This is a genomic window from [Micrococcus luteus] ATCC 49442 (assembly GCF_010367585.1).
In the GTDB taxonomy this organism is placed as follows: domain Bacteria; phylum Actinomycetota; class Actinomycetes; order Actinomycetales; family Micrococcaceae; genus Arthrobacter; species Arthrobacter luteus_A.
In genome coordinates this window covers 3,022,018-3,048,228 of sequence record NZ_JAAAXP010000001.1, presented here as the reverse complement: position 1 = coordinate 3,048,228, position 26,211 = coordinate 3,022,018, and the positions used below count along the sequence as shown (strand labels likewise).

The 26,211-nt window shown below is 64.4% G+C and carries 22 protein-coding genes and 2 pseudogenes; 11 read left to right on the top strand and 13 right to left on the bottom strand.

Annotated elements, in window-relative coordinates:
* Positions 1-553 precede the first annotated feature (553 nt).
* Positions 554-1,818, top strand: a pseudogene (locus GUV69_RS13905) (ISL3 family transposase).
* A 91-nt stretch (positions 1,819-1,909) separates the two neighbouring features.
* On the opposite strand, the gene istB reads toward GUV69_RS13905, so the two are convergent.
* The 5 genes from istB to GUV69_RS13880 all read right to left on the bottom strand — a co-directional run bounded on the left by istB (position 1,910) and on the right by GUV69_RS13880 (position 7,371).
* A complete protein-coding gene (gene istB / locus GUV69_RS13900; protein ID WP_164198841.1) occupies positions 1,910-2,698 on the bottom strand; it encodes an IS21-like element helper ATPase IstB in 789 nt (262 codons plus the stop codon).
* A complete protein-coding gene (istA, locus tag GUV69_RS13895; RefSeq protein WP_164198843.1) occupies positions 2,695-4,236 on the bottom strand; it encodes an IS21 family transposase in 1,542 nt (513 codons plus the stop codon). The genes istB and istA overlap by 4 nt, the downstream gene beginning before the upstream one ends.
* Before the next feature lie 403 nt (positions 4,237-4,639).
* On the bottom strand, positions 4,640-5,206 hold the full coding sequence (locus GUV69_RS13890) for a recombinase family protein (RefSeq protein WP_164203324.1): 567 nt from the start codon (positions 5,204-5,206) through the stop codon (positions 4,640-4,642).
* Positions 5,207-5,359: 153 nt separating this feature from the next.
* Positions 5,360-6,556, bottom strand: a complete 1,197-nt coding sequence (locus tag GUV69_RS13885; protein WP_164203322.1) for an XRE family transcriptional regulator — start codon at positions 6,554-6,556, stop codon at positions 5,360-5,362.
* Positions 6,556-7,371: a hypothetical protein gene (locus GUV69_RS13880; protein WP_164203319.1), complete on the bottom strand. Its 816-nt coding sequence runs from the start codon at positions 7,369-7,371 to the stop codon at positions 6,556-6,558. The genes GUV69_RS13885 and GUV69_RS13880 overlap by 1 nt, the downstream gene beginning before the upstream one ends.
* 579 nt (positions 7,372-7,950) lie before the next feature.
* On the opposite strand from GUV69_RS13880, the pseudogene GUV69_RS13875 reads away from it, so the two are divergent.
* The 4 genes and pseudogenes from GUV69_RS13875 to GUV69_RS13860 all read left to right on the top strand — a co-directional run.
* Positions 7,951-8,367: pseudogene (locus GUV69_RS13875) on the top strand (suppressor of fused domain protein); the annotation flags it as partial.
* A 258-nt stretch (positions 8,368-8,625) separates the two neighbouring features.
* A complete protein-coding gene (locus tag GUV69_RS13870; protein WP_164203316.1) occupies positions 8,626-9,447 on the top strand; it encodes an amino acid ABC transporter substrate-binding protein in 822 nt (273 codons plus the stop codon).
* A gap of 40 nt (positions 9,448-9,487) precedes the next feature.
* Positions 9,488-10,147: an amino acid ABC transporter permease gene (locus tag GUV69_RS13865; RefSeq protein ID WP_164206554.1), complete on the top strand. Its 660-nt coding sequence runs from the start codon at positions 9,488-9,490 to the stop codon at positions 10,145-10,147.
* Entirely contained in the window at positions 10,134-10,919 is a 786-nt protein-coding gene (locus GUV69_RS13860) for an amino acid ABC transporter ATP-binding protein (RefSeq protein ID WP_164203314.1), read from the top strand. Before GUV69_RS13865 ends, GUV69_RS13860 begins: the two co-directional genes overlap by 14 nt.
* Before the next feature lie 69 nt (positions 10,920-10,988).
* Here GUV69_RS13860 and GUV69_RS13855 read toward each other — a convergent pair whose 3' ends face one another.
* On the bottom strand, positions 10,989-11,750 hold the full coding sequence (locus tag GUV69_RS13855; RefSeq protein ID WP_164203311.1) for an ABC transporter ATP-binding protein: 762 nt from the start codon (positions 11,748-11,750) through the stop codon (positions 10,989-10,991).
* A gap of 32 nt (positions 11,751-11,782) precedes the next feature.
* Positions 11,783-12,922, bottom strand: coding sequence for an ABC transporter permease (locus tag GUV69_RS13850; protein ID WP_164203309.1), 1,140 nt, complete (start codon positions 12,920-12,922; stop codon positions 11,783-11,785).
* Between the two features lie 165 nt (positions 12,923-13,087).
* Between GUV69_RS13850 and GUV69_RS13845 the strand changes: the two genes are divergently transcribed.
* On the top strand, positions 13,088-14,380 hold the full coding sequence (locus GUV69_RS13845; protein WP_164203305.1) for a sensor histidine kinase: 1,293 nt from the start codon (positions 13,088-13,090) through the stop codon (positions 14,378-14,380).
* Positions 14,380-15,033: a response regulator gene (locus GUV69_RS13840; RefSeq protein ID WP_164203303.1), complete on the top strand. Its 654-nt coding sequence runs from the start codon at positions 14,380-14,382 to the stop codon at positions 15,031-15,033. The genes GUV69_RS13845 and GUV69_RS13840 overlap by 1 nt, the downstream gene beginning before the upstream one ends.
* Positions 15,034-15,074: 41 nt before the next feature.
* Here GUV69_RS13840 and GUV69_RS13835 read toward each other — a convergent pair whose 3' ends face one another.
* Both GUV69_RS13835 and GUV69_RS13830 read right to left on the bottom strand, forming a co-directional pair.
* Entirely contained in the window at positions 15,075-15,578 is a 504-nt protein-coding gene (locus GUV69_RS13835) for a MarR family winged helix-turn-helix transcriptional regulator (protein WP_244292722.1), read from the bottom strand.
* A 128-nt stretch (positions 15,579-15,706) separates the two neighbouring features.
* Positions 15,707-16,282 (bottom strand): NADPH-dependent FMN reductase, encoded by a 576-nt coding sequence (locus GUV69_RS13830; RefSeq protein ID WP_164203300.1) that lies wholly within the window; start codon positions 16,280-16,282, stop codon positions 15,707-15,709.
* Positions 16,283-16,542: 260 nt separating this feature from the next.
* Here GUV69_RS13830 and GUV69_RS13825 point away from each other — a divergent pair, with 260 nt between their 5' ends.
* Positions 16,543-17,694: a GGDEF domain-containing protein gene (locus tag GUV69_RS13825; RefSeq protein WP_164203297.1), complete on the top strand. Its 1,152-nt coding sequence runs from the start codon at positions 16,543-16,545 to the stop codon at positions 17,692-17,694.
* 19 nt (positions 17,695-17,713) lie between these two features.
* Here GUV69_RS13825 and GUV69_RS13820 read toward each other — a convergent pair whose 3' ends face one another.
* On the bottom strand, positions 17,714-19,240 hold the full coding sequence (locus GUV69_RS13820) for a SulP family inorganic anion transporter (RefSeq protein ID WP_164203294.1): 1,527 nt from the start codon (positions 19,238-19,240) through the stop codon (positions 17,714-17,716).
* Between the two features lie 214 nt (positions 19,241-19,454).
* On the opposite strand from GUV69_RS13820, the gene mptB reads away from it, so the two are divergent.
* From mptB to GUV69_RS13805, 3 genes are all read left to right on the top strand, one after another.
* Entirely contained in the window at positions 19,455-21,074 is a 1,620-nt protein-coding gene (mptB, locus tag GUV69_RS13815; protein WP_164203291.1) for a polyprenol phosphomannose-dependent alpha 1,6 mannosyltransferase MptB, read from the top strand.
* 83 nt (positions 21,075-21,157) lie between these two features.
* Positions 21,158-21,757, top strand: coding sequence for a TetR/AcrR family transcriptional regulator (locus tag GUV69_RS13810; protein ID WP_164203287.1), 600 nt, complete (start codon positions 21,158-21,160; stop codon positions 21,755-21,757).
* Positions 21,754-22,965 (top strand): MFS transporter, encoded by a 1,212-nt coding sequence (locus GUV69_RS13805; RefSeq protein WP_164203284.1) that lies wholly within the window; start codon positions 21,754-21,756, stop codon positions 22,963-22,965. Before GUV69_RS13810 ends, GUV69_RS13805 begins: the two co-directional genes overlap by 4 nt.
* Positions 22,966-23,008: 43 nt before the next feature.
* Here the strand turns inward: GUV69_RS13805 and GUV69_RS13800 are convergent, their stop codons facing one another.
* From GUV69_RS13800 to GUV69_RS13790, 3 genes are all read right to left on the bottom strand, one after another.
* Positions 23,009-23,221 (bottom strand): hypothetical protein, encoded by a 213-nt coding sequence (locus GUV69_RS13800; RefSeq protein WP_164203281.1) that lies wholly within the window; start codon positions 23,219-23,221, stop codon positions 23,009-23,011.
* Positions 23,222-23,531: 310 nt separating this feature from the next.
* Entirely contained in the window at positions 23,532-24,758 is a 1,227-nt protein-coding gene (locus GUV69_RS13795) for a glycosyltransferase 87 family protein (RefSeq protein ID WP_208786644.1), read from the bottom strand.
* Between the two features lie 61 nt (positions 24,759-24,819).
* Positions 24,820-26,142 (bottom strand): glycosyltransferase family 87 protein, encoded by a 1,323-nt coding sequence (locus tag GUV69_RS13790; protein WP_244292875.1) that lies wholly within the window; start codon positions 26,140-26,142, stop codon positions 24,820-24,822.
* Between the last annotated feature and the right edge of the window lie 69 nt (positions 26,143-26,211).

The window sequence follows — 26,211 nt, the reverse complement described above, 5'->3', positions numbered from 1 at the left end:
TTGGCGGCAAATACTGATGTCTCCAGGGCTACGACAGAGGCTGCAAGCCCTGCCCTCCGATCCGTGCGTCCGCGGATGCCCGAGTACAGGACGTAGAGCATGCAAGCCTCGATTATGAACCAGGCAAGCGTATGAAACATCTTCACCGCTTGGATTAACTTGCCGTGTTCCTGCATACGTTCATGATGGGGCCCCGCACTCAGGAATACGAGTGCGGGGCCCGGCCGTCCGGATTTCTCCCTGCGTGCGAACTCCGAGACCACCACCAACTTAGATGACTGAGCACCCCATTACGTCTGAGGATCGACGGCATAGACGTCAATAACGGGCTTAGGCAGGAGCTCCTGAACGGCAGGCGTCGGAGGCCCTCGTTTCCCAGACCGCCGAGGTAGTTCTCGGACCTCCCTGCCGCTGGATGCCGAACAAGTTCCGACTTCCGGGGCGGGACGAAACCGGCTCATCAACTTTTAGCGTGGTGTCCTTCAAATGAAGGGGCTCGTAGCCCTGCGAGCATAGGTGTTGTCGAGACATCTATTGCTGAGGACTACGAGCCTTGTTACAGATTACGCAGACGTGTGATGCCGCGTCGATTCTGTTCAATTTGGAGGGCCATGTTGTGCTCTCCGCCGAGCGTTCCGGCGAGGCCCGGGCGGTGCTGGTCGAACCCGTCGAACGCGAAGGCGCCTGCCCGGACTGCGGTGTGCTGTCGTCCCGGGTCCAGGCTCGCCCGATTCATCGCGTCCGGGATGTCCAGTGCGGCGGGGCGCCGCTGGAAGTCCGGGTCCGGAAGCGGCGGCTGGCCTGTTTGGAACCAGAGTGTCCGCGGCGGTCGTTCGTGCAGACCACAGATGAAATTCCGTTGCGGTCCCGGCTGACCAGCAGGCTGGTGGCCGGGATCGTCACCGGGCTGTCCACAGAGCTGCGTGCCGTCTCCCGGGTCGCTGCAGCCGCCGGCGTGTCATGGACGACCGTCATGCGGGTCACAGCTGACACGGCCGTCCTGGACGGGGGCGTGGACCGAAGACTTGTTCGCCGGCTGGGCGTGGATGAACACCGTTTCCGGCGGGTCAGATACTTGAAGGATGAGGCCGGCAAGGTCACCCGGGTCGAGCCCTGGTCGATCGTGTTCACCGATCTGGATACCGGGGCCATCCTCGATATCGTGGATGGCCGTCGCGGCCAGGCGGTGCGGGACTGGATCGGGGCCCGGCCGCGGTGGTGGCGGAACAGGGTGGAATTGGTGGCGATGGATATGTCCACCGAGTTCCGCCGGGCAGTGCGCAAGGCCCTGCCCAAGGCAGCAATCACCGTCGATCACTGGCATGTGGTGGCCCGGGCGAATCAGATGGTCACCGAGGTCCGGCGGCGCCGGCCCACGACCTGCATGGCAGGCGCGGCCGGGCCACGGATCCGGCATGGAAATCCCGGAAGCTGCTGACGTGCAATCAGGAAAATATGTCCGGCGCCCAGCGCGGACGGATGCAGGAAATCATCGCCTCCGACATCGAGCTCGGCGTCGTCTGGGGCATCAAAGAACACGTCCGCCAACTGCTAAAGACCGATCACATCGACGCGTTCCACCGCGCCTGGGCCGAACTCGAACACGCCGTGAAAGCAACCAGGATGCGGGAGGCCAAATCACTGTTTCTGACCCTGCGGATGTGGCGGAGAGAGCTGCTCACGTTCTGCCGGACACGGGTCACAAACGCCCGCAGCGAGGCGGCGAACCTCAGCGCGAAAAACCTCAAACGCGCGGCACGCGGATATCGGAACCATGTGTCAATGGCCATTACGTTCTGCCCACGGGCGGTCAGTTGATGTGCCCGCTGGTGGCCAGTAAAACTGCCCGGTGATGGCCAACAGATCTGCCCACTGATTGGTTCGGCGGGGTTGGCCATTCTTGGGTTGGTTAGGTCAGGCGGGTGACTCCTTTTCCGGCGAGGGCTTGGGTGAGGCGGACGGAATCGCCGCTGGTCTGGCAGACGTGGGCGTGGTGCAGGAGCCGGTCAACGGTGGCGGTGGCGAGGGTTTTCGGCATGAGTTCGTCGAAGCCGGCGGGGTGGAGGTTGGAGCTGATCGCGACGGACCGTTTTTCGTAGGCTGCGTCCACGACCCGGTAGAGGCCTTCGGCCGCGTCCGTGGCCACCGGCAACAGGCCGATGTCATCGATCACCACCAGCTCCGCGCGGAGGATCCGGGTGACGGCGCGGGTGACGCTGTCGTCGGTGCGGTGCGCCCGGATCAGGACGCCGAGGTCCTCGAGCCTGAACCAGGCCACGCGCATCCCGGCTTCGACGGCCTGCTGGCCGAGGGCTTCGAGGAAGAAGGTTTTCCCTGTTCCGGAGGGTCCGCAGACCACCAGGTTTTCCCGCCGGTTGATCCATTCCAGGGTCCGGAGGGCCTGTTGGGTCGGGGCGGGGATGGAGGACGCGTCCGGGTCCCAGGCGTCGAAGGTTTTGCCGGTCGGGAAGCCAGCAGCTTTGCGGCGGGAGGCGAGCATGGACCGGGCCCGGCCGGCGGCTTCCTCGGTGAAGAGGGCTTTGATGACCTCGACAGGTTCCCAGCGCTGGGCGCGGGCGGTCGCGATCAGTTCAGGGGCCAGCGCCCGGGCGTGGGGCATTTTCAGGGACCGCATCAGGGCCTCCAGGTCCGCTGGCAGCGGCGGAGCCGCGGTGTTGGTCGTGGTCACGGGACTCATCGGGCCTCCTCCGGCGTGATGTTGGCGGTGGTGTTCAGGGCGGGGTTTCCGATAGCGGCCCACGCGCTGGTTCCCTGGGTCAGGGAGGTCGCTTCGTTGGCGGCGTGCGTGGTGGTGCGGCGGATGTTGGCGTTCAGGATCGAGGCGAGGTCCGGGTGCGCGAACCGGCCGTGCAGGGCGGCATCGCCGAGTGCCCGATCGACGTGGTCAGTGCCGGCGATTTTAGCCAGGGTGACGGCTTCGGCCATTTTCACGTTCATCCGTGCCGTCCCGGCCGCGGCGGCTTCGATCAGCCAGGTCCTGGCGCCCTCGCCGATGGCCAGAAACGCTGCTTCGTCAGCGCTGCGGGCCCTGACCTCATAATCGCCAGGAACCTTTGCCCTGGTTCCGGGGAAGTGTTCATCGTTGATGGCGGGGCTGCCGGGCCGTGCCCGTCCGTGGCGGGCGACTTCGACCGGTCCCCCGGCGCCGTGGTGGACGATGATGACCTGCTCGTCCGGTCCGGTGCCGTGCGTGCGGACGAACACCCGTGCGCCGAGCAGGTGGGCCGGGACCGAGTACTGGGCGTTTTCGAAGGTGACCATCGGGGTGTTCTCCGGAACGCTGCGGGCCAGGCCGAACGCGACCGTGTGGGCGGTGTCCGGGATCCGGTGCAACCTGGGGGCTTCCTCGGCGAGCACCGCCGCGGGTTTACGCCGCGTCACCCGGTGCTCACGGTGATTGACCTCGTCCATGAAGACCTGGCAGGCGGCCTCGAGTTCGGCGAAGGAGCCATACTCGGCCCGGAGGTTGGTGTCCTTCGGCACGAGGTCGGCCTTGGCGAGTTTCACGGACGCTTCAACTCCGCCCTTAGTGGCAGGGTCCGCGGGCTGGCAGCTCAGCACGGTGATCCCGTAGTGCCGGGCGAAGTCCAGGGTCTGTTGGTTCCGGACCGGGACCCCGGCAACATGGGCCGTGGTCACGGTCTTCTCGTTGTCCGTCAGGACATAGGTCGGTGCCCCGCCGAGGATCCGGAAGGACCGGTCCAGGGCCGCGAACACGCTCGGCGCGGTCCGGTCCCGCAGCGGGATCACGATCCGGAAGCGGGAGAACGCCAGCCAGGCCACGAACAGGATGGTTTTCACCCCGCCGATCTTTGGGCCGTCGCCGAAGTCGTACTGCAGCCACATTCCCGGTTCGGTGATCCAGGGCCGGTGAACGCGGGTATGGCCCAGCCGCCACGCGGCTTTAACCTGTGCGATCGCGCGGCGGGTCGAGCGTTCCGAACCCGTGTAGCCCAGGGCGAGGAGCTTTTCGTGGGCCTTATCGGCACGGATCCGGCCCTTGGAGGCTTCGATCCATTCCTCGATCTTGGGCAGGAACCCGTCGGTGACCCGGCCGCGGGCCGCGGGTTCCCCGATCGGCCGGCCCGCGTCGCGGGCCTGGACGTGTTTGGCAACGGTGTGGTGCGAGCAGCCGGTGAGCTCCGCGGTAGCGCGCAACGACCCGGTCAGATCGTAGGCAGCAAGTATTTCCATGATTTCTCCGTCAGACTTCATACAGGGCCTCTTCCTGGTTCGCTTGGTGCGCTTAGACACCGTCATCAAACCCCAGGGAGAGGCCCCCACCGCTTAAGACGCGGTCGGTTCAGTAAGGAAGTGGGCAGATCTCATGGCCACCGGCAGGCAGTTCTACTGGCCGCCAGCGGGCAATTTCGTGGCCGCCTATGGGCAGTTTTTCATGGCCGCTAACAACCATGACCATTACAGGCTCCGGTTATTGTTGTACACAGCAGCCCAACAAGCATGCTGAACACCTGCCGCCACGCTAAAAGTGGAAGAGCCACGAAGCCGCCCCCTTGCAGGCACTCCCCTGCCCAATACCAAACGCCGATAATGAAGATTCCGTCAAACTATGGCTGCGTCTTTATGGGGCACGACGATGGGGAGTGCGGGGTAACGCTCATTCCAGCTTGGCGTTCCGGAGGTACTGGTAGACGGTCTCCCTGCTGATCCCGAAGTCACGGGCAAGGAGGGCTTTTGGAACGCCGCGGCCGGCGCGCTGGACCAGCTCGGCGGCACGTTCCGGCGTCAGGGTCTTCTTTCGGCCTTTGTACGCCCCGCGCTGCTTGGCCAGGGCGATGCCTTCCCGCTGGCGTTCCCTGATGAGGGAACGTTCGAATTCAGCGAAGGCGCCCATGACGGAGAGCATGAGGTTAGCCATAGGGGAGTCCTCGCCGGTGAAGACCAGGTTCTCTTTGATGAACTCTACCTGTACGCCTTTGCGAGTTAGATTATGGACGAGGGCGCGCAGGTCATCGAGGTTGCGTGCGAGCCGGTCCATGCTGTGCACCACCAGGGTGTCCCCGTCTCGGGCGAACCGCAAAAGTTCCGTAAGCTCTGGCCTGACGGTGTCCCTGCCCGAGGCTTTGTCCATGAAGATCCGGTCCAGAACCTGGCCTTCGAGCTGGCGCTTCTCGTTCTGGTCCAGCGTGCTCACGCGCACGTACCCGATCCGCTGACCGACCATGGCACCTCCAAACCTCGTCCTGTCAGGTTGAGTTCTAAGCCCGTCCCATAAAGAAAGTCAAGACATGCGGCCCGGCTCGTATAAGGGCGCGGGATGCTGCCGGGGATCCTTCAGCTACTGGCCACGGATAACGCGGCATGAACATTCTCGGCTCTAATGAAGCTCGCGGCGGTGGAGCAGCGAAATCACTTGTGCCTTCTGCGGCTTGCCCTCAGGTGGGTGCATGGAGTCTGGCGTCGCTAGCGTCAACTCAGGAGTGCGCGCCGTCATAACGCGAAAGAGTTCGGCGGGCACTCCGCACTCGTGTATCAGCGCCTGCTCACTCACTCCTTCTGCGGTTAACAACTCGACTGAACGAGCGAGTAGCGACGGTGTTTCGACGGTTGAAATTAGGCCTGGTTCAGCCCGACGCCAACCCTTTGCAGAGACTGTCATCATGGCGTTTCTGTACGAGACATCCGATAGCCGCCCGAGCTGGCGCGCCCTAAACAGGAGCGACTGAAGGCTCACGCGCCATTCCTCCTTTAACCGTCCAAGTGTCCTCCAAGCGGCGGCGTTTATAGCCGTTGGCAGCTCATCCTTAATTTCGGCTTCGGGAACAAGAAATTCGGATGCAAACCTGTTTGCTTGCTCTTCAACAAGGCGGCCACCTGGTTCCGCATCTCCGTGCATAACTAGATGACCCAGTTCATGTGCGGCATCGAATCGCTGGCGATAATAGTCGCGCTTTACTGGATTCAAGACAATGGCAGGACGAACGGCGGTAGAGAATGAGTACGCGTCAACGGAAGCAGTCTGCTCAGGACTGAAGACCACCAAGACGCCGTTGTTCTCGAGCAGACGGACCATGTTCCTGATGGGGCCGGCTGGCAGGCTCCACCCCTCCCGTACATGCCTGGCGGCCAGCTCGGGACCGTTGCCTTCCAAACCACTTTCGTCTACGGGGAAGACCGGTATGTTGACAGCTGGAAGCTCTACGCGAGTTTCCAGCGCCGAGGCTACATCAACGGCCAGTAGCCCGTATGCGTCCGCTTGGTCCCGAGCAATCTGGCTGGTCGACCGGAGAGACCTGAAATGTGGGGTGCTCTTCGCTAAAGAGAGCGAGCCCGGCCGCGAAGAAAAGAAGCTGGGGTCCACTTGCAGTGTGAGCGCCAGTTGAGCAATCGCGGCTGGGCTAGGACGCTTGTCTCCAAACTCCCATGAGCTAACCGCTGCAGGACTCATACCGATTGCCGTGGCAAGGCTGCTCTTCCGCCAACCGGCTAATTTGCGCGCAATTGTAAGACGGGAACCGTCGAAAAAGGCGGCGACGTCGGCTGCTCGGCTGGGTCCATCAACGATGCTGTTCATCAATTATTAGCGTTCTTTTGGAGTCGGTTGCTTGCAGTGTTCCTGCTTTTTAGCTTGACGGGCGCGTCGGGCTCGTTCAGATGGTCGTCAGTCGAGGCAACTTGGACAACAGGACGAGAATTTGTCCTGACGGGGGGTGCGGCGAGGAGGTTTGAGAACCAGTTCCATGCCGATCCGTCCCCCTGACTTAGCCTAGGCATCCCGATCCCCAGTTCGCCGAGCCAAGACAGGACGTCTTGCGAATGAGCAACAACAAGGGTCAGACGATCCAAATCATCAATATCCGGGGATGCGGTGGCGTCGAACAGCGCTGCTGTTTCGTCTTCGGGAAGGGTCTCGAACAGCGAGGCCTGGTCTGGATTGAAAGTTCGCTGTTGCGCGACTAGCTTTTTGGTCTGACTTTTCCTGTCCCACCGAATGGCGTCCAGCTTCCGGTATGGACCGGATGCCAACAACCACCGGATGTCTTCAAAGGCCCAGCCGACGCTTTTATTCAAGTTTGAACGTCGGACAACGTCCGCTTCGATCGGAGGCATCGAGTCGATTTCAGCCTGGGGCAGTGTCGCTGTTACGACATCTCGACCTTCGCCGGGCAATGCGTCCGCAGCGAGTGAGTAGCGGCCGCAGGAGAACACTCGGTCTAGCCGATCGCGAAACAGGGTATACCGCGTCTGTCCTACCCACGCCGCGTCGTGTCCGGATTCCTCGGAATAATCTTCTGCCACTTGCCGCGCAGCGGAGCGATAGGCCCAGCTAATTGCGCCAAGGATGCCTGCATGTTCAAGTCTGCGGAGAAGATCTTCTCGTTCGGTCATGGATCAAACATACACGGTTCGCAGTAATGGTGTGCGCAAACAACACCATTACTAGAAATCTTGCGGAAATCTTGATTAGGGAGCGGAATCAACGGGAGTAGGCCGCGGGGGCTTCGGTAGCGGAACGGTCTTTCCTTGATGGCTCACTTTTGCGATCAGGGAGACTCGGCGGGAGAGGACCCGGATGATTCATCTGATGAGATACGCAGAGTACAGGTTTACGTAACGTCCGTTATCAGCGTTCGGTCTAGACGCTCATGCGCGACCTGGCGGAACAGAGCTTCGGCGCGGCCGGCCAGACGGCAGGGCACACGTGCGCCGCGCCGGCCTTAGATGTTCTCTGGACGCCGCGGCAGCAGCTCTTTACTTGCCGCTGTAGACCGGGACCGCGCTGTTCTCGCCGGAGTCCTAGACTCGGGGGATGACCGATATCCTTCCCTGCGACGACGTCTGCAGCGCCTTGGAAGACCACGTACGGCACTTCTTCGAGGGCCAATTAGTAGAGGCACTTAGCTTGAGCGGCGGCCCGAACCAAGAGAATCCACATTTTAGAGTCCTACGCGTTGCCCCGCATCAGACGGAGGCGTTTGGACCTATGTTTCGATTGGAGGGTGGGCCACAACGGAGGGCACAAACTACGGGCAGGAGTTCATTCTCTGCACGGAGGCAGACGATGTCCGGGCAATCGTACTACTAGCCATGACTGTGTATTACAACAGAACCGGCCAGCTCGGCCTCGGCCACACGGTGCCCATCGGAGAGGCATGGCTACCCGGGTCGGTCTGTGATCACCTGCTTATCTCCCTGCCCTATCCGTTTGGCCCCGACCTCCAGACCTGCCATGTCGGCGACTGTCACATCGGCTTCCATTGGCTGCTTCCAACTACTGAGCGCGAGCGAACGCTGAAGATGTCTGCAGGACTCGATGCCCTCGAGTCCAGATTTGAGGAAGCCGGCTTGCGCTACTGGCAGGCCGATCGGGAATCAATCATCTGACCTTCAGGGCCGCTCCACCGGAACAACGCTCCACATTCAAAGCTCGGCAGTCGCACCTCGCACACCGACTTGCCGATAGCGGGCCAGCGATCCCGGGCTCGGCGGCAGTGATCGGCGAACCCTGTGAACTGTTGTCGGAGCCACTTCGTGAGGTTGGATGAAGCCGGTGCCTGCGATCTTTCTGCAGTGTTGCTATCGTCGCAAGTGATGGTGCCGCCAAGTCGGCGAGCCCTTGCTGCTCCTGGACGAAGGATCATTATGAAGCGCACACGAGTTTCCGTCATTGGCCTCATCGCGGCTGCGGGACTGGCCCTGGCCGGATGCGGTTCCGCGTCCACGGGCCCAGCCAGCTCGGCGCCCGCCGGTGGGACGGATACTTCTTTGAGTGACGTCAAGAGCGCAGGCGTGCTTAAGGTCGGCACCGAGGGAACCTACAAGCCCTTCTCGTTCCACGCCAACGGCAGCGGCGAACTGACCGGTTTCGACGTGGAGATCATCACGGCAGTGGCCGACAAGCTGGGCGTCAAGGCCACGTTCCAGGAAACCCAGTTTGATGCCATCTTTGCGGGCCTGGAAGCCAAGAGGTTCGACGTCGTAGCCAACCAGGTCTCGATCACTGACGAACGCAAGGCAAAATATGATTTCTCGACCCCCTACACGGTCAGTACGGGCGTCATCGTCACGAAGGCCGATAACAACAGCATCACTTCCTTTGACAGTCTTAAGGGCAAAACCACGGCGCAATCGTTGACCAGCAACTGGTACAAGCTGGCCCAGCAGAGCGGCGCCAACGTCGAGGCAGTTGAGGGCTGGGCGCAGGCCATCGCGCTGCTCAAGCAGGGACGGGTCGATGCAACAATCAACGACAAACTGACCTACCTGGACCAGCAGAAGGCTTCACGCGATGACAGCATCAAGATTGCCGCCGAAACCACAGACAAGTCATTGAGTGCCGTCGCGCTTCGGAAAGGCTCAACCAGCCTGACGGGCGCTGTCGACAAGGCGCTCACCGAACTGCAATCCGACGGTACCCTGGCCAAAATTTCGCAGAAATACTTCGACGCGGACGTGACCAAGTAGCGGCGATGCACATCGTTCAAGAACGCCGCGCCGGGTCATGATCAACTGGGAACTCGTTTGGGGGGCACTGGGACCGATCCTCTTGGGTGCCGTTACCGGGACCATTCCTGTGGCCCTGGTCTCATTCGCCTTTGGGCTGCTGCTGGCCCTGATCGTCGCCTTGATGCGGTTAAGCCGTAACCGGGTCCTCTCGACGACCGCCCGGATCTACATTTCGGTGATCCGGGGTACGCCCCTCCTGGTGCAGTTGTTTGTCATCTTTTACGGGCTGCCCTCCATCGGGGTCACCATCAGCCCCTGGCCCAGCGCCATCATCGCCTTTTCCCTCAACGTGGGCGGCTACGCCGCGGAGGTCATCCGGGCAGCCATCCTGTCCGTACCTAAAGGCCAGTGGGAGGCCGGCCATACGATCGGGATGTCCCGCCGCCAGTCGCTGGTCCGGATCATCCTGCCGCAGGCCGCGCGGGTCTCCGTCCCGCCCCTGTCCAACACCTTTATCAGCCTAGTCAAGGACACTTCGCTGGCTTCGCTGATCCTCGTGACCGAACTGTTCCGCCAGGCGCAGCAGGTAGCGGCCTTCAGCCAGGAATTCATGCTCCTGTATTTGGAAGCGGCCGTCATTTACTGGATCATCTGCCTGGTCCTCGCCGGCGGACAGTTCGCCCTTGAGAAGAGATTGGACCGCTATGTTGCCCACTGATTCCGGGTCCACGGAGAGGTCCCAGCTCCTGGGCGTCCGTGGACTCCGCAAGGCGTTCGGCGGCCATGAGGTTTTGAAGTCTATTGACGTGAACGTCAGCCGAGGTGAAGTGGTCACCTTGATTGGACCGTCCGGTTCCGGCAAGACCACTGTGTTGCGCTGCCTGAACGGGCTTGAGGTTCCCGACGCCGGAGTGGTGGACTTCGCCGGTGAGCTGACCGTCGACTTTTCGGGCCCGGTGTCGAAGCAGCAGTTGGCGGCGCTGAGGGACCGTAGTGCGATGGTGTTCCAGCACTACAACCTTTTCCCGCACAGGACCGCCCTGGAAAACGTCATTGAGGGCCCGGTGCAGGTGCAGAAGCGGTCCAAGGCCGAGGCCGTGAAGGAAGCCAGGGAATTGCTGGCCCGGGTAGGGCTTGAAGACAAGGAAAACAGCTATCCCTTCGAACTCTCCGGCGGCCAGCAGCAGCGCGTCGGAATTGTGCGGGCGCTGGCCCTGCGTCCGCAGCTCCTGCTTTTTGATGAGCCCACATCGGCGCTCGATCCGGAACTGGTCGGCGACGTCCTGACTGTCATCAAGGAGCTGGCGGACGAGGGCTGGACCATGGTGGTGGTAACGCACGAGCTCGCGTTTGCCCGTGAGGTCGCCGATGAGGTCATCTTCATGGACGGCGGGGTGGTGGTGGAGCGCGGCCACCCCGACACGGTGCTCCGTAACCCTCGGGAGGAACGCACCCGGCAGTTCGTGGACCGGCTGCTGAACCCGTTCTGATCGCCATTGCCCTGCCAACCTCGACGCTCGCGCGGGCACGATAACGGAGCACCATAGGGCCGTCCGGTATCACCCAAGGCCAGCGCCCGGCTGCGTCGGCACCGCCGGCGCCGCCAACCCGCCGTCGCGCATCACCGCCACCGCGTCGGTCAGCGGAACGAATTCGGTGTCGTGGGTGACCATCACCGTGGCCACCCGGAAATCGTCGGTGACCCGGCGAAGCAGCCCGACGATCGACGCGCTACGCTCATGGTCAAGCGCCGCCGTCGGCTCATCCACCAGCAGCACTTTGGGGCTGCCCATCAGCGCGCGGGCGATGTTCACGCGCTGCCGCTGCCCGCCGGAAAGCTGGTGCGGCCGCTTGTCCGCAGACGCCTCCAGCCCCACGAGACCCAGCAGCTCCAAAGCCCGGGACCGCGCAGCCCTCAGCGGCTTTCCGCGCAAATGGTGCCCAATCATCAGCTGCTCGACGGCGGTGAGCGACGCCAGGAGGTTGGGTTGCTGGAAGATGATGCCCACTTTCTCCCGGCGCACGGCGGTCCGGTCGGCATCCTTCAGATCCGCCGTCGTGATCCCATCGATCAGCACGCGCCCACTCGTGGGGCGGACCAGGGTGGCAGCCACCGCCAGGAGGCTGGACTTGCCCGAGCCGGACGGGCCAACGAGCGAGACCATGTGACCGGCCGCGACCCCCAGGCTGACGCTGTCCAGGGCCTTGATGGTTCCGCCGCCGTCCGGGTATTCGAGGGTGACGTTGTCCAGGATCAGGGGGAGTGAGGCGCTGTCTGCCGACGCGGCGAGCGGTGTGACGGACAAAGAAGAGACAGTCATCGAAAAAGACCTTTCGTGGAGGGGAGGGGTTTTCAGTTGCCGCCGAGGGCGATGAGCGGGTCCACCGTGGTGACCCGGCGGACTGCCAGCGCGGCGCCCGCCAGCCCGAGGGCAACAATTCCCAGGACAGGCAGCAGGGTGGTGGCCGGAGTAACGAGGAACGGCGCGGCCTGCGCCGCGGCGAACCCGCCCAGCACACCCACCGCCCCGCCAATCCCCGCGCCTGCCACGAGCACAAGCAAGGCCTGGGTCATCGCATCGCGCAGCACATACCTGCCGGACGCGCCCATGGCCTTGAGGACGGCGATGTCGCGGGTCCGCTGGACGGTCCACACGGTCAGGAAGGCCACGATCACCAGCGCAGAAATTCCATAGAGGAAGCCCTGCATCAGCATCAGCGAGCCGTTCTCGCTCTTAAAGGAACCGAGCGCCTGGAACGAGCCCGTCCGGCTCGCGCTGACCGTGCCCGCCGCGGCATTGGCGGCCGCTTCGTCCACCGCGGCACCTTGCTCGTAGGTGACCGCGACGACGGTGGCCACCGGCGGATTCGCCGCCGCACCACCAGCCGGTGAAATGTGCGCCACCTCAGCCCAGGACGGCAGCGCCGTCCACACCACACCGGTGTGTGAGTACCACTGGTCATCCACAACAGCAGTGACGGTCAGTTCATTGCCGCCCACCCTGGCGGTGTCGCCGACGTCGAGGGACAAATCTGCCGCAACCGTGGAACCGATCACCACCGTCCCCGCCCGCACCGGTGACGGTGCCAGCCCGCCGTCCGACGCAACGCCGAACACCGCCACATCGGTGGTCCCGCCGTCGCCCGCCTGGAAGCGCGTCTGGCTGATGCCCAGCGGCTCAGCCCGCGCCACGCCGGGAACGCGCTGCCACGCATCCACCTGCGCGGCTGTCACCTCGCTCTCGGTGAACGACGCCGTCGGCTCGTTACTGCCCGGCGCGCCAAACACGATGCTGTCCACCAACCGTGAACTGTCGCCGGACCCGCCAGCGGTCCCGGCCCCGAGCTTGCCGATCGCGGAGGTGGACTGGTCGCCCAGTCCGGCAGTGAGCCCGAACAGGAGCACGAGCAGCAGCGTCACGAGGGCCACCACTCCGCCCATCAGGGCGAACCGGCCTTTGGCAAACCGGATATCACGAATAGCGAGAAACACGTTGCACTTCCTTCGGGGAGGGTGGATTTCCTTCTGAATCCACCCTCCCGTGCGCCGGACCGGCCCACATCGGGAAGGCGGTTGATCCCGCGGTGACGAAAGGTTGAAGCGCCGGTCAACCTTTTGATTGATCCAGGCCCGGACTTCGGCGCCTAAGCTGAAGGAATGCCTGCCGCGGACCCACAGACCACCCCGTCGGGTGCCGCTGTCCTGCGGTTCCTGCGGGTGACACTTCATGTGGGCTTCGCTGTGCTGCTGCTTGTCGCCATCCTGCGGCTTCACCTTTTGCAGGGAATGGCCGACGGCGGCGCGGACGCGGGTGTGCGGCGCTACCTCTGGTCCGCGCTCGCCGTCGCCCTGGCCGGGGCTTACCTCGCCGGCACCCTGCTGGAGAAGCGGTACGACGCCGGCCGCTCAACGTTCAATCCCCATCCTTACGCCGTCCCGTGGCTGGGCCTGGTCACGGCGCTGTGGGGTGTCCTCCTCGCCGGCAGTGCCGAGTTCTCCTGGGTGGCCTTCCCGCTGTTTTTCCTGCACCTGCATGTGCTGCCCCGCCCCGCCGCCCTGGTCACCATCACGGTCATGACAGCGGCAGTTGTGGCTTCGCAATGGGTGGCCAGCGGGCTGCCCTCACCCGCCCTGCCGATGGTCCTGGGTCCGGTCCTGGGCGCCGGGTTCGCCGTGGTCACCGGGCTCGCCTACCGCGCACTGTATCTGGAGGGCGAAGCGCAGCGCCTCGCCGCGGAGGAGCTCCGGCGGACCCGCGCCGAGCTGGCCAGGACCCAGCACGAGGCCGGAGTGGCCGCCGAGCGCGAACGCCTGGCCCGCGAAATCCACGACACCCTGGCGCAGGGCCTGTCCAGCATCGTCCTGGTGGCCCGGGCCGCGGAGAAGTCCCTGGCCAGCGGCGATCTTGGCACGGCGGCCGAACGGCTTGCGCTGGTCCAGCAGACGGCGTCGGAAAACCTGTCCGAGGCCCGCAGTTTCGTCCGCGACCTCACCGCGCCCCGGCTCCAGGAGTCCTCTCTGCCCGAAACCCTTAAAAGGCTCTGCACCGAAACCGAAACCCTGGCCGCCGCGCGCGGCGAAGGGCTCCACTGCCGGTTCGAGCTCGTGGGTGACCCGGCCGAGCTGCCGCCGCAGTACAGCGTCACGCTGCTCCGCGCCGCGCAGGCCAGCCTCGCCAACGTGAGAGTCCACGCGAAGGCAAGCTCCGCCGTCGTCACCCTCGCGTTCCTCGGTGACGAGGTCACGCTGGACGTGTACGACGACGGCACGGGCTTTGAGCCCGACGCGCCGGGTTCCAGTGTGGCTGGCCGCGCGGACGGGAGCGGCTTCGGGCTGCGCTCGCTGGCCGCCCGCGTGACGGAACTGAACGGTTCACTGGAGGTCGAGTCTGCACCGGGGGAGGGGGCCGTCGTCGCAATCCGGCTCCCGCTCACAGGGGAGCAGCGCTGATGGGGACGTTGCGCATCCTGCTGGTGGACGACCACCCCGTGGTCCGCGCCGGCCTGCGCGCCATGCTTACCGAATTCGAGGACTTCAGCATTGCCGCCGAGGCCGCGGACGGGGACGCGGCGCTGCGTGAACTCGCCCGGCTCCGAACGCTGGGGGAGCACGTGGATGTTGTCCTGATGGACCTGCAGATGGGCGCCGGAATGGGCGGGGTCACTGCCACGGCGGCGATCAGGCAGCTGGATTCCGCGCCGCCGGTCCTGATCCTCACCACGTACGATACCGAGGCGGACATCCTGGCCGCGGTGGAGGCGGGCGCCAGCGGGTACATGCTCAAGGATGCGCCGCCGGAGCAGATCCGCCAGGCGGTGCTGTCCGCTGCGGCTGGTCAGACGGCGCTCGCTCCGACGGTTGCTGCGCTGCTGATGTGGCGGATCAGCAGCCCGGGAACCGCCCTGACGCCGCGTGAGGTGCAGCTGCTGGAACTGCTGGCCACCGGGCTGACGAACAGGGCCATCGCGCGGCAGCTGTTCATCTCCGAGGCCACAGTCAAGACCCACCTGGTGCACATCTTCGGCAAGCTCGGCGTCGACAACCGAACGTCCGCCATTGCCGTGGCTGCGCAACGCCGGATCATCCGGGCGCCGGGGCAGTAGCGCCCTTCGCCTTCGCGTACGATGCGCGGGTGGGCGTCGAATCAGGTGTTGTTGGCGTCCCGCAGCTCGGCCATGGCTTCGGCAACAAGCTGCGCCCGTTCGGCTCCCAGGATGTCCACGAAGTTGGCATAGACCAGACCGGCCACAAAACAGGCCAGTTCGTTGGCTGTCGCCGTACCCTCGGTGCTCAGCTCCAGGTAAACAACCCGGCGGTCCTCCGCGCAGGGGCTGCGCTGGACCAGGGACCGCTTAGCGAGCCTGTCGGCGATCTTGGTGAAGCCGCCGTTGCTGAATGCCACCTCACGGGCCAGTTTTGCCATCGGCATCCGCGCACCGGGAGTGCGGACCAGCCGCAGGAGCGTTTCGGCCTCGGCAGGTTCCAGCGAGAAAGCGGAAGAAACTTCCGCGTGCACCTTCTTGTTGGTGTGCTGGAAGCCCTCGATGACCAGCCCCCACTGCGAAATCACATCAAGGTCCCCGGTGGTCGGGGTGTGCTTCTGCGTGGCCGGCATGGAATCCCTTTCCACGCCCATAATACGCTCCACGTAAATGCCTTTTCTCGTCAGATTTCAGGATGAGGAGGGCCGGTTGGCCTCCCACTTAACAGCGAAAACCGGTGCTTCCGGCGGGCGGGTGGCCCGCCGAAAGCACCGGCGCTCGGGGTGTGCGTAAGTTACGCGGCGACAGATGCTTCGGCGCGGACGGCTTCGAGGGCCTTGGTCCACGGCACGAGCTGGTCCAGGACCGGAGCCAGGGTCTGTGCCTGCAGTTCGGTGGGCTTGAAGACCGAGAAGTTCTCGAAGTCGGTAAACAGGGAGAACATGCCGGTCTTCTGCACGTGGGCGACCTGCAGCTCGGACAGGATGCCGCGCAGGTGCTCAACGGCGCGGACGCCGAAGGCCGAACCATAGGAAACGATGCCGGCTGCCTTGTTCGCGAACTCGGCATTCAGGTACGACAGGGCGTTGGCCAGTGCCGGCGCCACGGAGTGGTTGTACTCAGGGGTGATGAAGACGAAGCCGTCGAACTCGGCGATCTTGTCGGCCCAGGCGATGGTGTGGGCGTTCTGGTAGTTCTGGTACGCGGCCGGGTAGGCCTCGTCCAGCATCGGCAGGTTGTAATCGGCGATGTCGACGATCTCGAACTCAGCGTCGGTGCGCAGCTGTGCCTGGGCGAGAACCCACTCGGCAACGCCGGCGTTGTTGCGGCCGGGACGGGTGCTGCCGGTGACGATGGCGATCTTAGTCATGAACTACTCCTCTGATGGAACGAATCGCGGACGATCCTCCGCAACGCTTCAAGATACAACTATATCCGTGGAAACTATTTCTGTAAATACTATCTTTGTGTGGTCCTCATCACCGAGGGCTGCTTCGGGAGATGAAGGGCGCTTGCCCGCGCCGGTGCTGCACCGGGTGCTGTTTCGGGAGTGCCCCAGCGCGTCAATTTTGTCCGACGGCGGTGCGATACTGAGGGTTGCATCACAATGACGTTGGGGGAACTTCGGAAATGGTCCTTGATACAGCAACCTTGAGGATCGCCTTTGGCGTGATGGCCTTGGTGCTGGGTCTGCTGTTCTACTTTTCGTCGTACCGCACCACCCGGTCTCCGTATAGCGGCTGGTGGTGCCTCGCGCTGGTGTTTTTCCTTGGCGGCTCCGCCGCGTTCCTCCTCAACGGGACCTCCCACCAGTGGTGGGCAAACATCCTGGGCAACGTGCTGCTGGTCCACGGCGGTGTTGCCGTCTGGGCGGGGGCGCGGTCGCTCCGGGAAGTAGCGCCGAAACGCTGGCTGTTCACGGGGCTGCCGCTTGTCACCCTGCTTGCCACGGCCCTCGACGATCCCGGGACCAACGTCTGGGCCGGCGGCGTGGTGTTCCTCGCGGCCATGTGCCTTACGCTGGCTCTGGCATCGCAGGAACTCTGGCGCCTGGAGCCGGGCTATTCGCGGGTCCGGGTGCCGATGGCTGCCGCGGCCGCGGTCATGGCCGTCTTCTACTTCGGCCGGCTGGTTTTCTTCCTTCTGGACGGCCAGGACGGCCCCATTTTTGTCACATACTTCGGGTCCGCTGTGACCACCATGGTCACCATGGTGCTGCTGGTGGTGGTCTCCTTCAGCATGGCCGGGCTGAGCACCGAACAGCAGACCCGCGCCCTGCGTATGGTGGCCACCCGCGATGACCTCACCGGCCTGCTGAACCGCAAAGCCTTCCTCGACCTCGCCGCCGGGTTGCTCAATGACCGCGCTGTCACGCAGGGAACCGGCGCCCTGATCCTCGCCGACCTGGACAATTTCAAGGCAGTGAACGACACCTACGGGCATGCTGCCGGCGACGTCGCACTGCAGGCTTTCTCCGGGGCATGCCAGGACACCGTCCGGTCCACGGACCTTGTAGGACGCTATGGCGGGGAGGAATTTGTGCTCCTGATTCCGGGCGCCTCCTCTGCACGGGCTGAACACATTGCGGAGGAAATCAGCCGCCGCCTGGCCCAGGTGCCTACTGCCGACGGACTTGAAATGCCCACCGTCAGCTATGGCGTGGCACTTTATGATGCCGGGACAACGGACATAGACCATGTCATCGCCGCCGCGGACGAGGCCCTGTACACGGCCAAATCCCTGGGCCGCAACCGCACGGTACACAGCGACCGCCGCCGATAATGCGCGGCGGCTCAGCCCGTCAGTTCAGCTTCCCTGCCAGCCGCTGGCGCATCTGGATGCTCGCCTCGTTCAGCCCGATCAGCTCCACGTCCCGGCCATGCCGGCGGTACTTCTCAGTGACCGAGTCCAGTACCGCGATGGTGGACGCGTCCCAGAGATGCGAGGCGTGCAGGTCCACGATTACCCGGCTGATGTCCGGCTCGGCGTCCAGGGCGTATTCGAACTGGGTGTAAAGGTCGTTAGAGGAGGCGAAGAACAGTTCGCCGTCCACGGTGTACTTGGCCACGTGTTCGCCGTTGAGCTCGACGACGGTCCGCTCCACCGTAGCGAAGTGCGCCACCCGCCGGGCAAACAGGGCCATGGCCGCCAGCACGCCGGCGCCCACGCCGATGGCCAGGTTGTGCGTCACGGAGACCACGGCAACGGTGATCAGCATGACGCCGGTCTCGGACTTCGGCATCCTCCGCAGGGTCCGCGGCGCGATGGAGTGCCAGTCGAAGGTGATGGCCGAAACAAAGATCATCACGGCCACAAGGGCGGCCATCGGGATCAGGCCCACCACGTCGCCCAGCGTCACCACGAGGACCAGCAGGAAGACGCCGGCCAGGAACGTGGACACCCGGCTCCGCGCGCCGGAGCCCTTCACGTTGATCATCGTCTGGCCGATCACCGCGCAGCCGCCCATGCCGCCGAAGAAGCCGGTGACGATGTTCGCCACGCCCTGGCCCCACGACTCGCGGGTCTTGTTGGAGCGCGTATCCGTGATGTCATCCACCAGCTTGGCTGTCATCAGGGACTCCAGCAGGCCCACCAGGGCCATCGACAGCGAGAACGGGGCAATGACCTGGAACGTCTCCCACGTCAACGGGACGTTGGGGATGAACAGGGACGGCAGGCTCTCCGGGAGCTGGCCCTTGTCCTGAACCGTGGGGACATCCACCCCGGCGAGGACGGCAAACAGGGTGAGCACCACAATGGCCACCAAAGGTGAGGGCACCGCCGTCGTAATTCTTGGCAGCCCCACCACGATGACAAGGCCCACTGCCACAAGCGGATACACCATCCAGGGGACGCCGATCAGTTCCGGGATCTGGGCCATAAACACCAGGAGGGCCAGCGCGTTTACAAAGCCCACCATCACCGAGCGCGGGATAAAGCGCATCAGCCGGGTCACTCCCAGGACTGCCAGGAGGATCTGGAAGACGCCCGCCAGGATCACGGCGGCGATGAGGTGGTCCAGGCCGTGGCTGCGCATCAGCGGCGCGATGACCAGGGCCACGGCGCCGGTGGCAGCAGAAATCATGGCGGGCCGGCCGCCCACGAACGAGATGGTGACGGCCATGACGAAGGACGCGAACAGGCCGATCCGCGGATCCACGCCCGCGATGACCGAGAAAGCGATGGCTTCCGGAATCAAGGCCAGCGCCACCACCAGCCCGGCGAGTGCCTCGGTCTTCAGCCGACGCGGAGACCGTAATGTGGCGCGGACGGATTGGAGCTGCTGGGGTGTGCCGGTCCGGGCGTCCCGGGCGCTGCGTGCGGGCATGGTGTGCGTCCATTCGTGCTGGTGAAGCGCACATCTGCAGCTTCTGCCGATAAGTTGGCGGGACCGCATGCCGCTTCGTTCGGATAACGACGGGCGCGTCCGCCCCTACCAGTCTGGGGCACGCCGCATCCCAACTGCTAAAATGGCGGGGTTGTAGACCGGCCTATAGCTGGTTCAGCCAGCGCCGTAACGTAAGTAGGGGACCACACAAAACATGACGGCAGGCGGTTCGCACCTCAGCACTTCGGAGACTTTCCCGGGCCCGTCGAAAAAGACGCCGGCCGCGACGGAAGTCCCGAAGTCCGCCGCGCCCCCAGCCACCGTGCCTGCCAAGCGCCGGGCTTACATCGCCATCTGGCAGGGGTTCCTCGGCGCCCTGATGATGTTCGTCGGTTCCATCGGCACCGGCTGGATCGCCAACGGTTCACCCATGATCCGCCAGCCGGTGGTCATCGCGCTGCGGACCGAGGGCTGGGGCGTCACCCTGTCCACCGTCCTGCTCACGGTGGGAGCCATGCTGCTGATGCGTTCCTGGCTGCGGCTCGGCCAGCGGCTGGGGGACTGGGGTGAGCATTCCCTGCGGTCGGTGGTGATCGCCATTTCCGCCTGGTCCTTCCCCCTCCTCCTCGCCGTTCCCATCTTCTCCCGCGACGTGTATGCCTACACCGGCCAGGGGCGCCTGGTCATGGAAGGCCAAAACCCCTACGAGGTGGGCATCTCCACCCTCAGTAACTGGTTTTCGCTTGGCGCGGACCCCGCCTGGGCCGAGAACAGGACTCCCTACGGGCCCTACTTCCTGTGGCTCGCGCGCGGCGTTGTGGGGCTTACCGGCGCCCAGCCTGACGTATCCGTTTTCCTCTTCCGGCTGCTGGCCGGTGTCGGGGTGCTGCTCTGCGTCATCTACGTCCCCAAACTTGCCGAACTGCACGGCATCAACGGCGCGAGGGCCCTGTGGATTGCGGTGGCCAACCCGCTGTTCCTGATCAGTTTCGTGGCCAGCGCCCACAACGATGCACTCATGGTGGGCCTCGCCGTCGCCGGTGTCTACTTCGCCGCGACGAAACATTACCTCACCGGCATATTACTGGTCACCGCGTCCATCGGCATCAAGCCGATCACCGTCCTGCTGCTCCCGTTCATCGGGGTCATGTGGGCCGGGCCCGCCGCGTCCTGGACGCGAAAGTTCCTGATCTGGGGCGCGACGGCGGGAATCAGCTTCGCTGTGCTTGCCCTCAGCGGCATCCCGTACAACCTTGGCCTCGGCTGGGTATGGGCCATCATGGACCCGACGCCGGGGTACACCGGCTATTCGCCGTCCGGGTTCCTGGGGCAGCAGGTTGAGTTCCTCGGCAACGTGCTGGGTCTGCCCGGCGGCACCTTCGCGGACCTGCTGCGTACCGGGATGAAGTGGACTGCCATCGGGCTGGTCCTGCTGCTAATGTTCCGCGGCGACTACTCGCGGGCGGTGCGCCGGCTGGCCCTGGCGTTCACCGCCGTCGTGATGCTCTCGCCCATTATCCAGCCCTGGTACATCCTGTGGTTCCTCCCGTTCCTGGCCGTCACCGGCATCCGGAACGACTGGCAGATCCGAAGCCTCTACGTAGGCGTCACGTTCTTTGTGGTGTTCGGCGCCCAGGACCAGCTCTCGGTCTGGTCCTTCGTGGAGCTCCCCATTGATGCGTCGTCACTGGCGTTCGTGACGGCCCTGCTCTTCACGTTCTACCTGCTGGTCCTGGACATCCACACGCGGAAGCTGCTGATCGAAGGCAAACCGCTTGACTGGGCCCGGCATGCGTGGGGCTGGCTGCAGGAACAGCGGGCCGCGCGGCGCTGACTGCCGGTGAGCGGGTCCTCTGCCGGTCGCCATACCTTCAGCCGACGGTTGAATCTCGTATGGCGAAGGTAGAATTCGCTGGCATGAGGACAATCGCCGACGACCTTGAAGCTCCTGACGTCCATACCCGCATCGTGGTGGCGGCCTACGGATTGTTTTCGCGCCGCGGCATCCGCGATGTCGGTGTGGATGAGCTGATCCGCGCGTCAGGCGTCGCCAAGGCAACGTTCTACCGGCACTTCCCGTCGAAGGATGATCTGGTGCTCGCCTTCCTGAAGCGGCGCGACGAGCTGTGGATGTTGGGGTCCGTCGTTCCGGAGGCCAAGAGCAGGGCGGACAACCCCGAGGACCAGCTGCTGGCCATCTTCGATGTCTACCACCAGTGGTTCCAGGACGACGACTTCGAAGCCTGTTCATTCGTGAAGGTGCTGCTGGAAATGGGGGCGTCGCATCCGCTGGGGAAGGCCAGCATCGAGTACCTGGCCAGGATCCGTCAGCAGGTCCGGATCCTCGCCGACGAAGCGGGACTGGAGGACTCCGAGGCGTTCGCACTGTCCTGGCACATCCTCATGAAGGGCTCCATTATTGCCGCTGCCGAAGGCGACAAGCTGGCCGCTCGCCGGGCCCGGAAGATGGCCGCAGCACTCATTGCCGAACACCGGCCCGATGGCCTGAACTCATGATCCCCGCCACCCGGACCGCACCGGATCGCACTGCAAGGTTCGGCGTCGCCTTCATCGGTGTTCTGCTCATCGCAGTCAACCTCCGGGTCTCCTTTGTCAGCGTGGGGCCGGTCCTCGCGAACATCAGCGGCGAACTTGAGCTCTCCAGTGCAGCGGCAGGGTTCCTCACCGGTCTGCCGCTTATTGTTTTTGCCGTGTTCTCACCCGTGGCGCCCGGCTTTGCTGCCAGGCTTGGCCTGGACCGGGCGCTGTGGATGTCCCTGCTGATCCTCGCTTCGGGCATCGTGCTTCGCTCACTTCCCGTGCCCGGCTTCATCTGGGCGGGCACCGGACTGATCGGCCTCGCCATCGCGTTTCTCAACGTTTTGGTGCCTTCCCTCGTAAAACGTGACTTCCCGATGAAGGTCAGCCAGGTCACCGGAAGCTACACCGCCACACAGGCCGCGTTCGCGGCGATCGGGGCCGCCGTCGTCGTGCCCTTGGCCCAAACCTCCCCGGCCGGATGGCGGCTTGCCCTCGGCATCTGGGTGGGGCTGGCTCTCATCGCCATGGCCGTGCTCCTGCCGTGGCTGCGCCGGCACAGCCACGGCACCGCCGAGGCCGCCAAGCCGGCCGTCTCCTACCGCTCGCCCTGGGGCTCAGCCCTGGGCTGGCAGGTGACGATCTTTATGGGACTTCAGTCGATCGCGTTCTACGTCCTGATGGCCTGGCTGCCCACCATCGAACAAAGCCGCGGTGTCCCGGCAGCCACTGCGGGCTTCCATCTGTCCCTTTTCCTGCTCGTCAGCGTGTTTGCCAGCCTCGTTGCAGGCGGAATCCTCCACCGGGGCTCGGACCAGAGGTTGGTGTCCTTCGCGAGCGGCGCGCTGATGTTCGTGACCTTCCTCGGCCTGGCCCTTGCGCCGGACCTCATCCTGCTGTGGGTCCTCCTTGGGGCTCTGGGCTGCGGAAGCCTGATCGTCATTGCCCTGTCGCTGTTCAGCCTGCGGTCGGTGAATTACCCGCAGGCAGCGTCCTTGTCCGGCATGGCGCAATCTGTTGGCTACGCCCTGGCTGCAGTGGGCCCCGTGATGTTCGGCGCGCTTCGCGACGTAAGCGGAGATTGGACGCTTCCGCTTCTCGTCACCGCAGGCATCATGGTGCTCCTTGCGGTGACCGGGGTTCTTGCCGGGCGTGACAGGGTGATCAGCGCCAGTCACGCCGTCTAAGGCCTGGCGTGTAGCGGCGGATAGCGAATCCTGCTGCGGCGATTTAGTGCAGAAGCCATGATGTGTCCTGGGGCGGTTCAGACTTCCGGCGCAGTTTATGGATCAGGGCAAGGAAGGGCCAGGCCAATAGCTGCAGCAGGCCGCCGGCGAGCAACAAGACGACCGCGAGAACAATCAGTGGTGAGTACAGCAGGAAAACACCAGATATAGCGGCGATGTACCCGACAATCAACGCCGAAACTGCCCCGGGATCCATGGGGGCTCCTCTTTACTTTTCGTAATTCCTTGGTGCCGTGATGCAAGCCGCGCGGCTGGCTGGAGGACGGGAGGGTAATGACCTTGCCCGCTACACGTGGCTGGCATCCCTAAGGGCAACCAGCAGCGGAAGACGACTGTGGGTGGGAGGTTGGGCAGCTGCTACGCATCACTCCGGAACGCCGGGGAAGATCTACACCCAAGCTAAAAATTGTGGCGCCGCACGCTGCATAACGGTGATCATCACAGCGTACTCTCCCTGCCTGTGAGCGAGGAAGAACACGGGTACCGCATACCCTTGCCGGTCCGCTTTAGGCGGTCCTGGCCTCCGGCACCGCCGCCTTTTTCCGGCCCAGCTCCGCCGTCCGCTTCACCGACCACCACAGCAGCACCACCAGCAGCACGTTGCGGGTGGTGAGGATGGCGGCCATCACCGGATGGGCGTGGATGAGCGGGGTGTAAAACAGCGGGTAGATCACGAACGTGGTCATGGCGATCCCCATCAGCAGGGCGGCCGGGACCTTCCAGCGGTCCCAGTCGTGGGTCAGCCCGGCGATGATCACCGGCGCGAGCCAGATGATGAACTGCGGCGAACCCACCTTGTTGAACACGATGAACGCCGTGGTCATCATCAGGGCGCCTTCGAGGAAGAGTTCTTCCCGCTCGGCCCCGCGCTTCAGAGCCCGGACCAGCAGGATGGCCGCCACCACCGCGGCGACGATCAGCAGCGGCTGCATCAGGAACGCCGCCACCGAAGCGCCCGGGCCGTAGACCTCCGTGGAGTTGATGGCCGTATTGTCCGCCATTTTGGAGCCGGCAATGTTGAACACGCTCAGCCATACCCACGGCGTGGAGAACGTGGCCTCAAGCTGCATGCCCCGCTCGCCCTGGTTGGTGAGGAAGTCCATGATGTGCGGCAAACCGCCGGACAGGTACGTGCCCAGGCCCACCACGGCGGTAACGGCGACGCCGGAGGCCAGCACCTGGATGCGCTTCCGGCTGGCGATCACAATCGGCACCAGCACGGCCGCCGGCCACACTTTGATCCACGTGGCGACGCTCAGCAGGACGCCCGCCACCACGGGGCGTTCAGCGGCGTAGAGCAGGGCGATCAGCACCAGGGGAGCGGTGATCCCTTCCACCCGGGCGAAGCTCAGATACCCCATAAAGACGGTGAAAAAAAGCCACCACCAGGCCGGGGCAATGCCGCGCACCTTCCGCGGACCGCGGGTCAGGTACACGAGGCCGACGGCGTTGAGGGCCGTGATAATCAGGAACCAGCAGAGCAGGTACAGGCTGGATCCGGCGATGTTCGCGAGGAAAATCGGGATCTGTGCCAGCACCGGGTAGACCCACGGGCTGATCTTCCCGTCGAGGCTGTCCGGGTTGTAGCCGTCCATGGCCCACTGCCGGTACTGCTCGGTGTCGCTGAACGTATCGCCGCTGAGGAAGAACGACGCCATCCAGCCCAGGAAATACAGGTGGATAACCGCGAAGCCCCACCAGATGCTGGACGGACGGGCAAACCAGTCCACCACGCGGGCGGGCAGGAGCGTGCTGCGGACAGTGACCAGCCGGTCGAAGAACGTCGTGGAAATGTCAGGACTCCTTGAGCGCGGGGACGGACGCGGGAGCCTTCTTGCCCAGCGAGTACAGCCGCCGGACAGACCACAGGAACAGCACCACCAGGAGGACGTTGCGGATGGTCAGCACGCCGGCCATCAGCGGGTTGTTGTGGCTCAGTGCATCGTAGAACAAGGGGTAGATGAAGAAGGTGGCCACGGCGATGGCGATGAGCATGGCCGCGGGGACCCGCCATTCACGCCAGCTGTGCGCCAGGCCCACTGCCACCGCGGGGGCCAGCCACACCATGAACTGGGGCGAGCCCACCTTGTTGAAGACCACAAAAGCGGTGGTGAGCGTGAGGGCGCCGGCGAGCAGCAGCTCGGTGCGGTCCACGCCGCCGCCGTTTGCGTCGTGGTTCAGCTTGCCGTTGTGCAGCGCCCAGAATGTCAGGCCTGCCACCAGCAGCGCCGCCAGGATCAGCAGCGGCTGCATCAGCACGGACATCACGGCGGTACCGGGTCCATCCACCTGCATCGAGTTGATGTCGGTGTTCATGTACATCCGGGAGTCGCCGATGTTCAGCACGGAAAGCCACAGCCACGGCGTGGTGAAGGTGGCCTCGAGCTGCATGCCCCGGTCGCCCTGCTGGGTGAGGAAGTTCAGCAGCTTGGGCACACTGCCTACGACGGCGGCCAGCGCCACCACGGCTGCCGACGTCGCCACGCCTGCCAGCACCACGAGCAGCCGGTTCTTGACCACGGCGAACAGGGCCAGCATCACTGCCGCCGGCCAGACCTTGACCCAGGTGGCGGCGGCGAGAATGACCGAGGCGATGAACGGCCGGCCCACGCCGTACGCAAGAGCCACCAGGACGATCGGTGCCGTGAGGCCGTCCACGCGGGCGAACCCGAGCCAGCCCATCAGCAGCGTGAAGATCAGCCACCACCAGCCCGCAGGGATCGCGTCCTGGTTCCGGCCACGGTCTGTGAGCTTCGCCAGTCCCCAGCCGTTCAGGAGCGTGGTCATCAGCACCCAGAGGAAGAAGAACGGTCCGGGGCCGGCGATACCGGCCAGCGCCATGGGGATCAGCGCCAGGATGGGGTAAACCCAGGGGCTCGGACCGCCGCTGAGGTTCGCCTCGTTGAAACCGGCGCTTGCCCAGTCGCGGTAAATGAACGTATCGCTGAATGCTTCGCCGCGGAGGGAAAGCAGGGCGCCGAAAATCAGGAACCCCAGGTGCACCAGGATGAAGCCCGTGAGCAGCCCGCGGGAAGTGTTGAGCCAGGACCGAACGGGTGCCGGCAGGATGACGTTGCGGATCCGTGTGAGCGAGGCGAAGAATGCGTCCGTGGAAATGGCGGAATCCTTGTCAGAGAGGGGCAAAACGGGTGCCGGATCGTGCCGCGTGGCGGGAACCGGAAGCAT

Coding starts and splice junctions, on each gene's coding strand:
- istB (WP_164198841.1), bottom strand. CDS start 2,698: ATGAGTCCCGTGACCACGACCAACACCGCGGCTCCGCCGCTGCCAGCG.
- istA (WP_164198843.1), bottom strand. CDS start 4,236: ATGAAGTCTGACGGAGAAATCATGGAAATACTTGCTGCCTACGATCTG.
- GUV69_RS13890 (WP_164203324.1), bottom strand. CDS start 5,206: ATGGTCGGTCAGCGGATCGGGTACGTGCGCGTGAGCACGCTGGACCAG.
- GUV69_RS13885 (WP_164203322.1), bottom strand. CDS start 6,556: ATGAACAGCATCGTTGATGGACCCAGCCGAGCAGCCGACGTCGCCGCC.
- GUV69_RS13880 (WP_164203319.1), bottom strand. CDS start 7,371: ATGACCGAACGAGAAGATCTTCTCCGCAGACTTGAACATGCAGGCATC.
- GUV69_RS13870 (WP_164203316.1), top strand. CDS start 8,626: ATGAAGCGCACACGAGTTTCCGTCATTGGCCTCATCGCGGCTGCGGGA.
- GUV69_RS13860 (WP_164203314.1), top strand. CDS start 10,134: ATGTTGCCCACTGATTCCGGGTCCACGGAGAGGTCCCAGCTCCTGGGC.
- GUV69_RS13855 (WP_164203311.1), bottom strand. CDS start 11,750: ATGACTGTCTCTTCTTTGTCCGTCACACCGCTCGCCGCGTCGGCAGAC.
- GUV69_RS13845 (WP_164203305.1), top strand. CDS start 13,088: ATGCCTGCCGCGGACCCACAGACCACCCCGTCGGGTGCCGCTGTCCTG.
- GUV69_RS13840 (WP_164203303.1), top strand. CDS start 14,380: ATGGGGACGTTGCGCATCCTGCTGGTGGACGACCACCCCGTGGTCCGC.
- GUV69_RS13830 (WP_164203300.1), bottom strand. CDS start 16,282: ATGACTAAGATCGCCATCGTCACCGGCAGCACCCGTCCCGGCCGCAAC.
- GUV69_RS13825 (WP_164203297.1), top strand. CDS start 16,543: ATGGTCCTTGATACAGCAACCTTGAGGATCGCCTTTGGCGTGATGGCC.
- GUV69_RS13820 (WP_164203294.1), bottom strand. CDS start 19,240: ATGCCCGCACGCAGCGCCCGGGACGCCCGGACCGGCACACCCCAGCAG.
- mptB (WP_164203291.1), top strand. CDS start 19,455: ATGACGGCAGGCGGTTCGCACCTCAGCACTTCGGAGACTTTCCCGGGC.
- GUV69_RS13810 (WP_164203287.1), top strand. CDS start 21,158: ATGAGGACAATCGCCGACGACCTTGAAGCTCCTGACGTCCATACCCGC.
- GUV69_RS13805 (WP_164203284.1), top strand. CDS start 21,754: ATGATCCCCGCCACCCGGACCGCACCGGATCGCACTGCAAGGTTCGGC.
- GUV69_RS13800 (WP_164203281.1), bottom strand. CDS start 23,221: ATGGATCCCGGGGCAGTTTCGGCGTTGATTGTCGGGTACATCGCCGCT.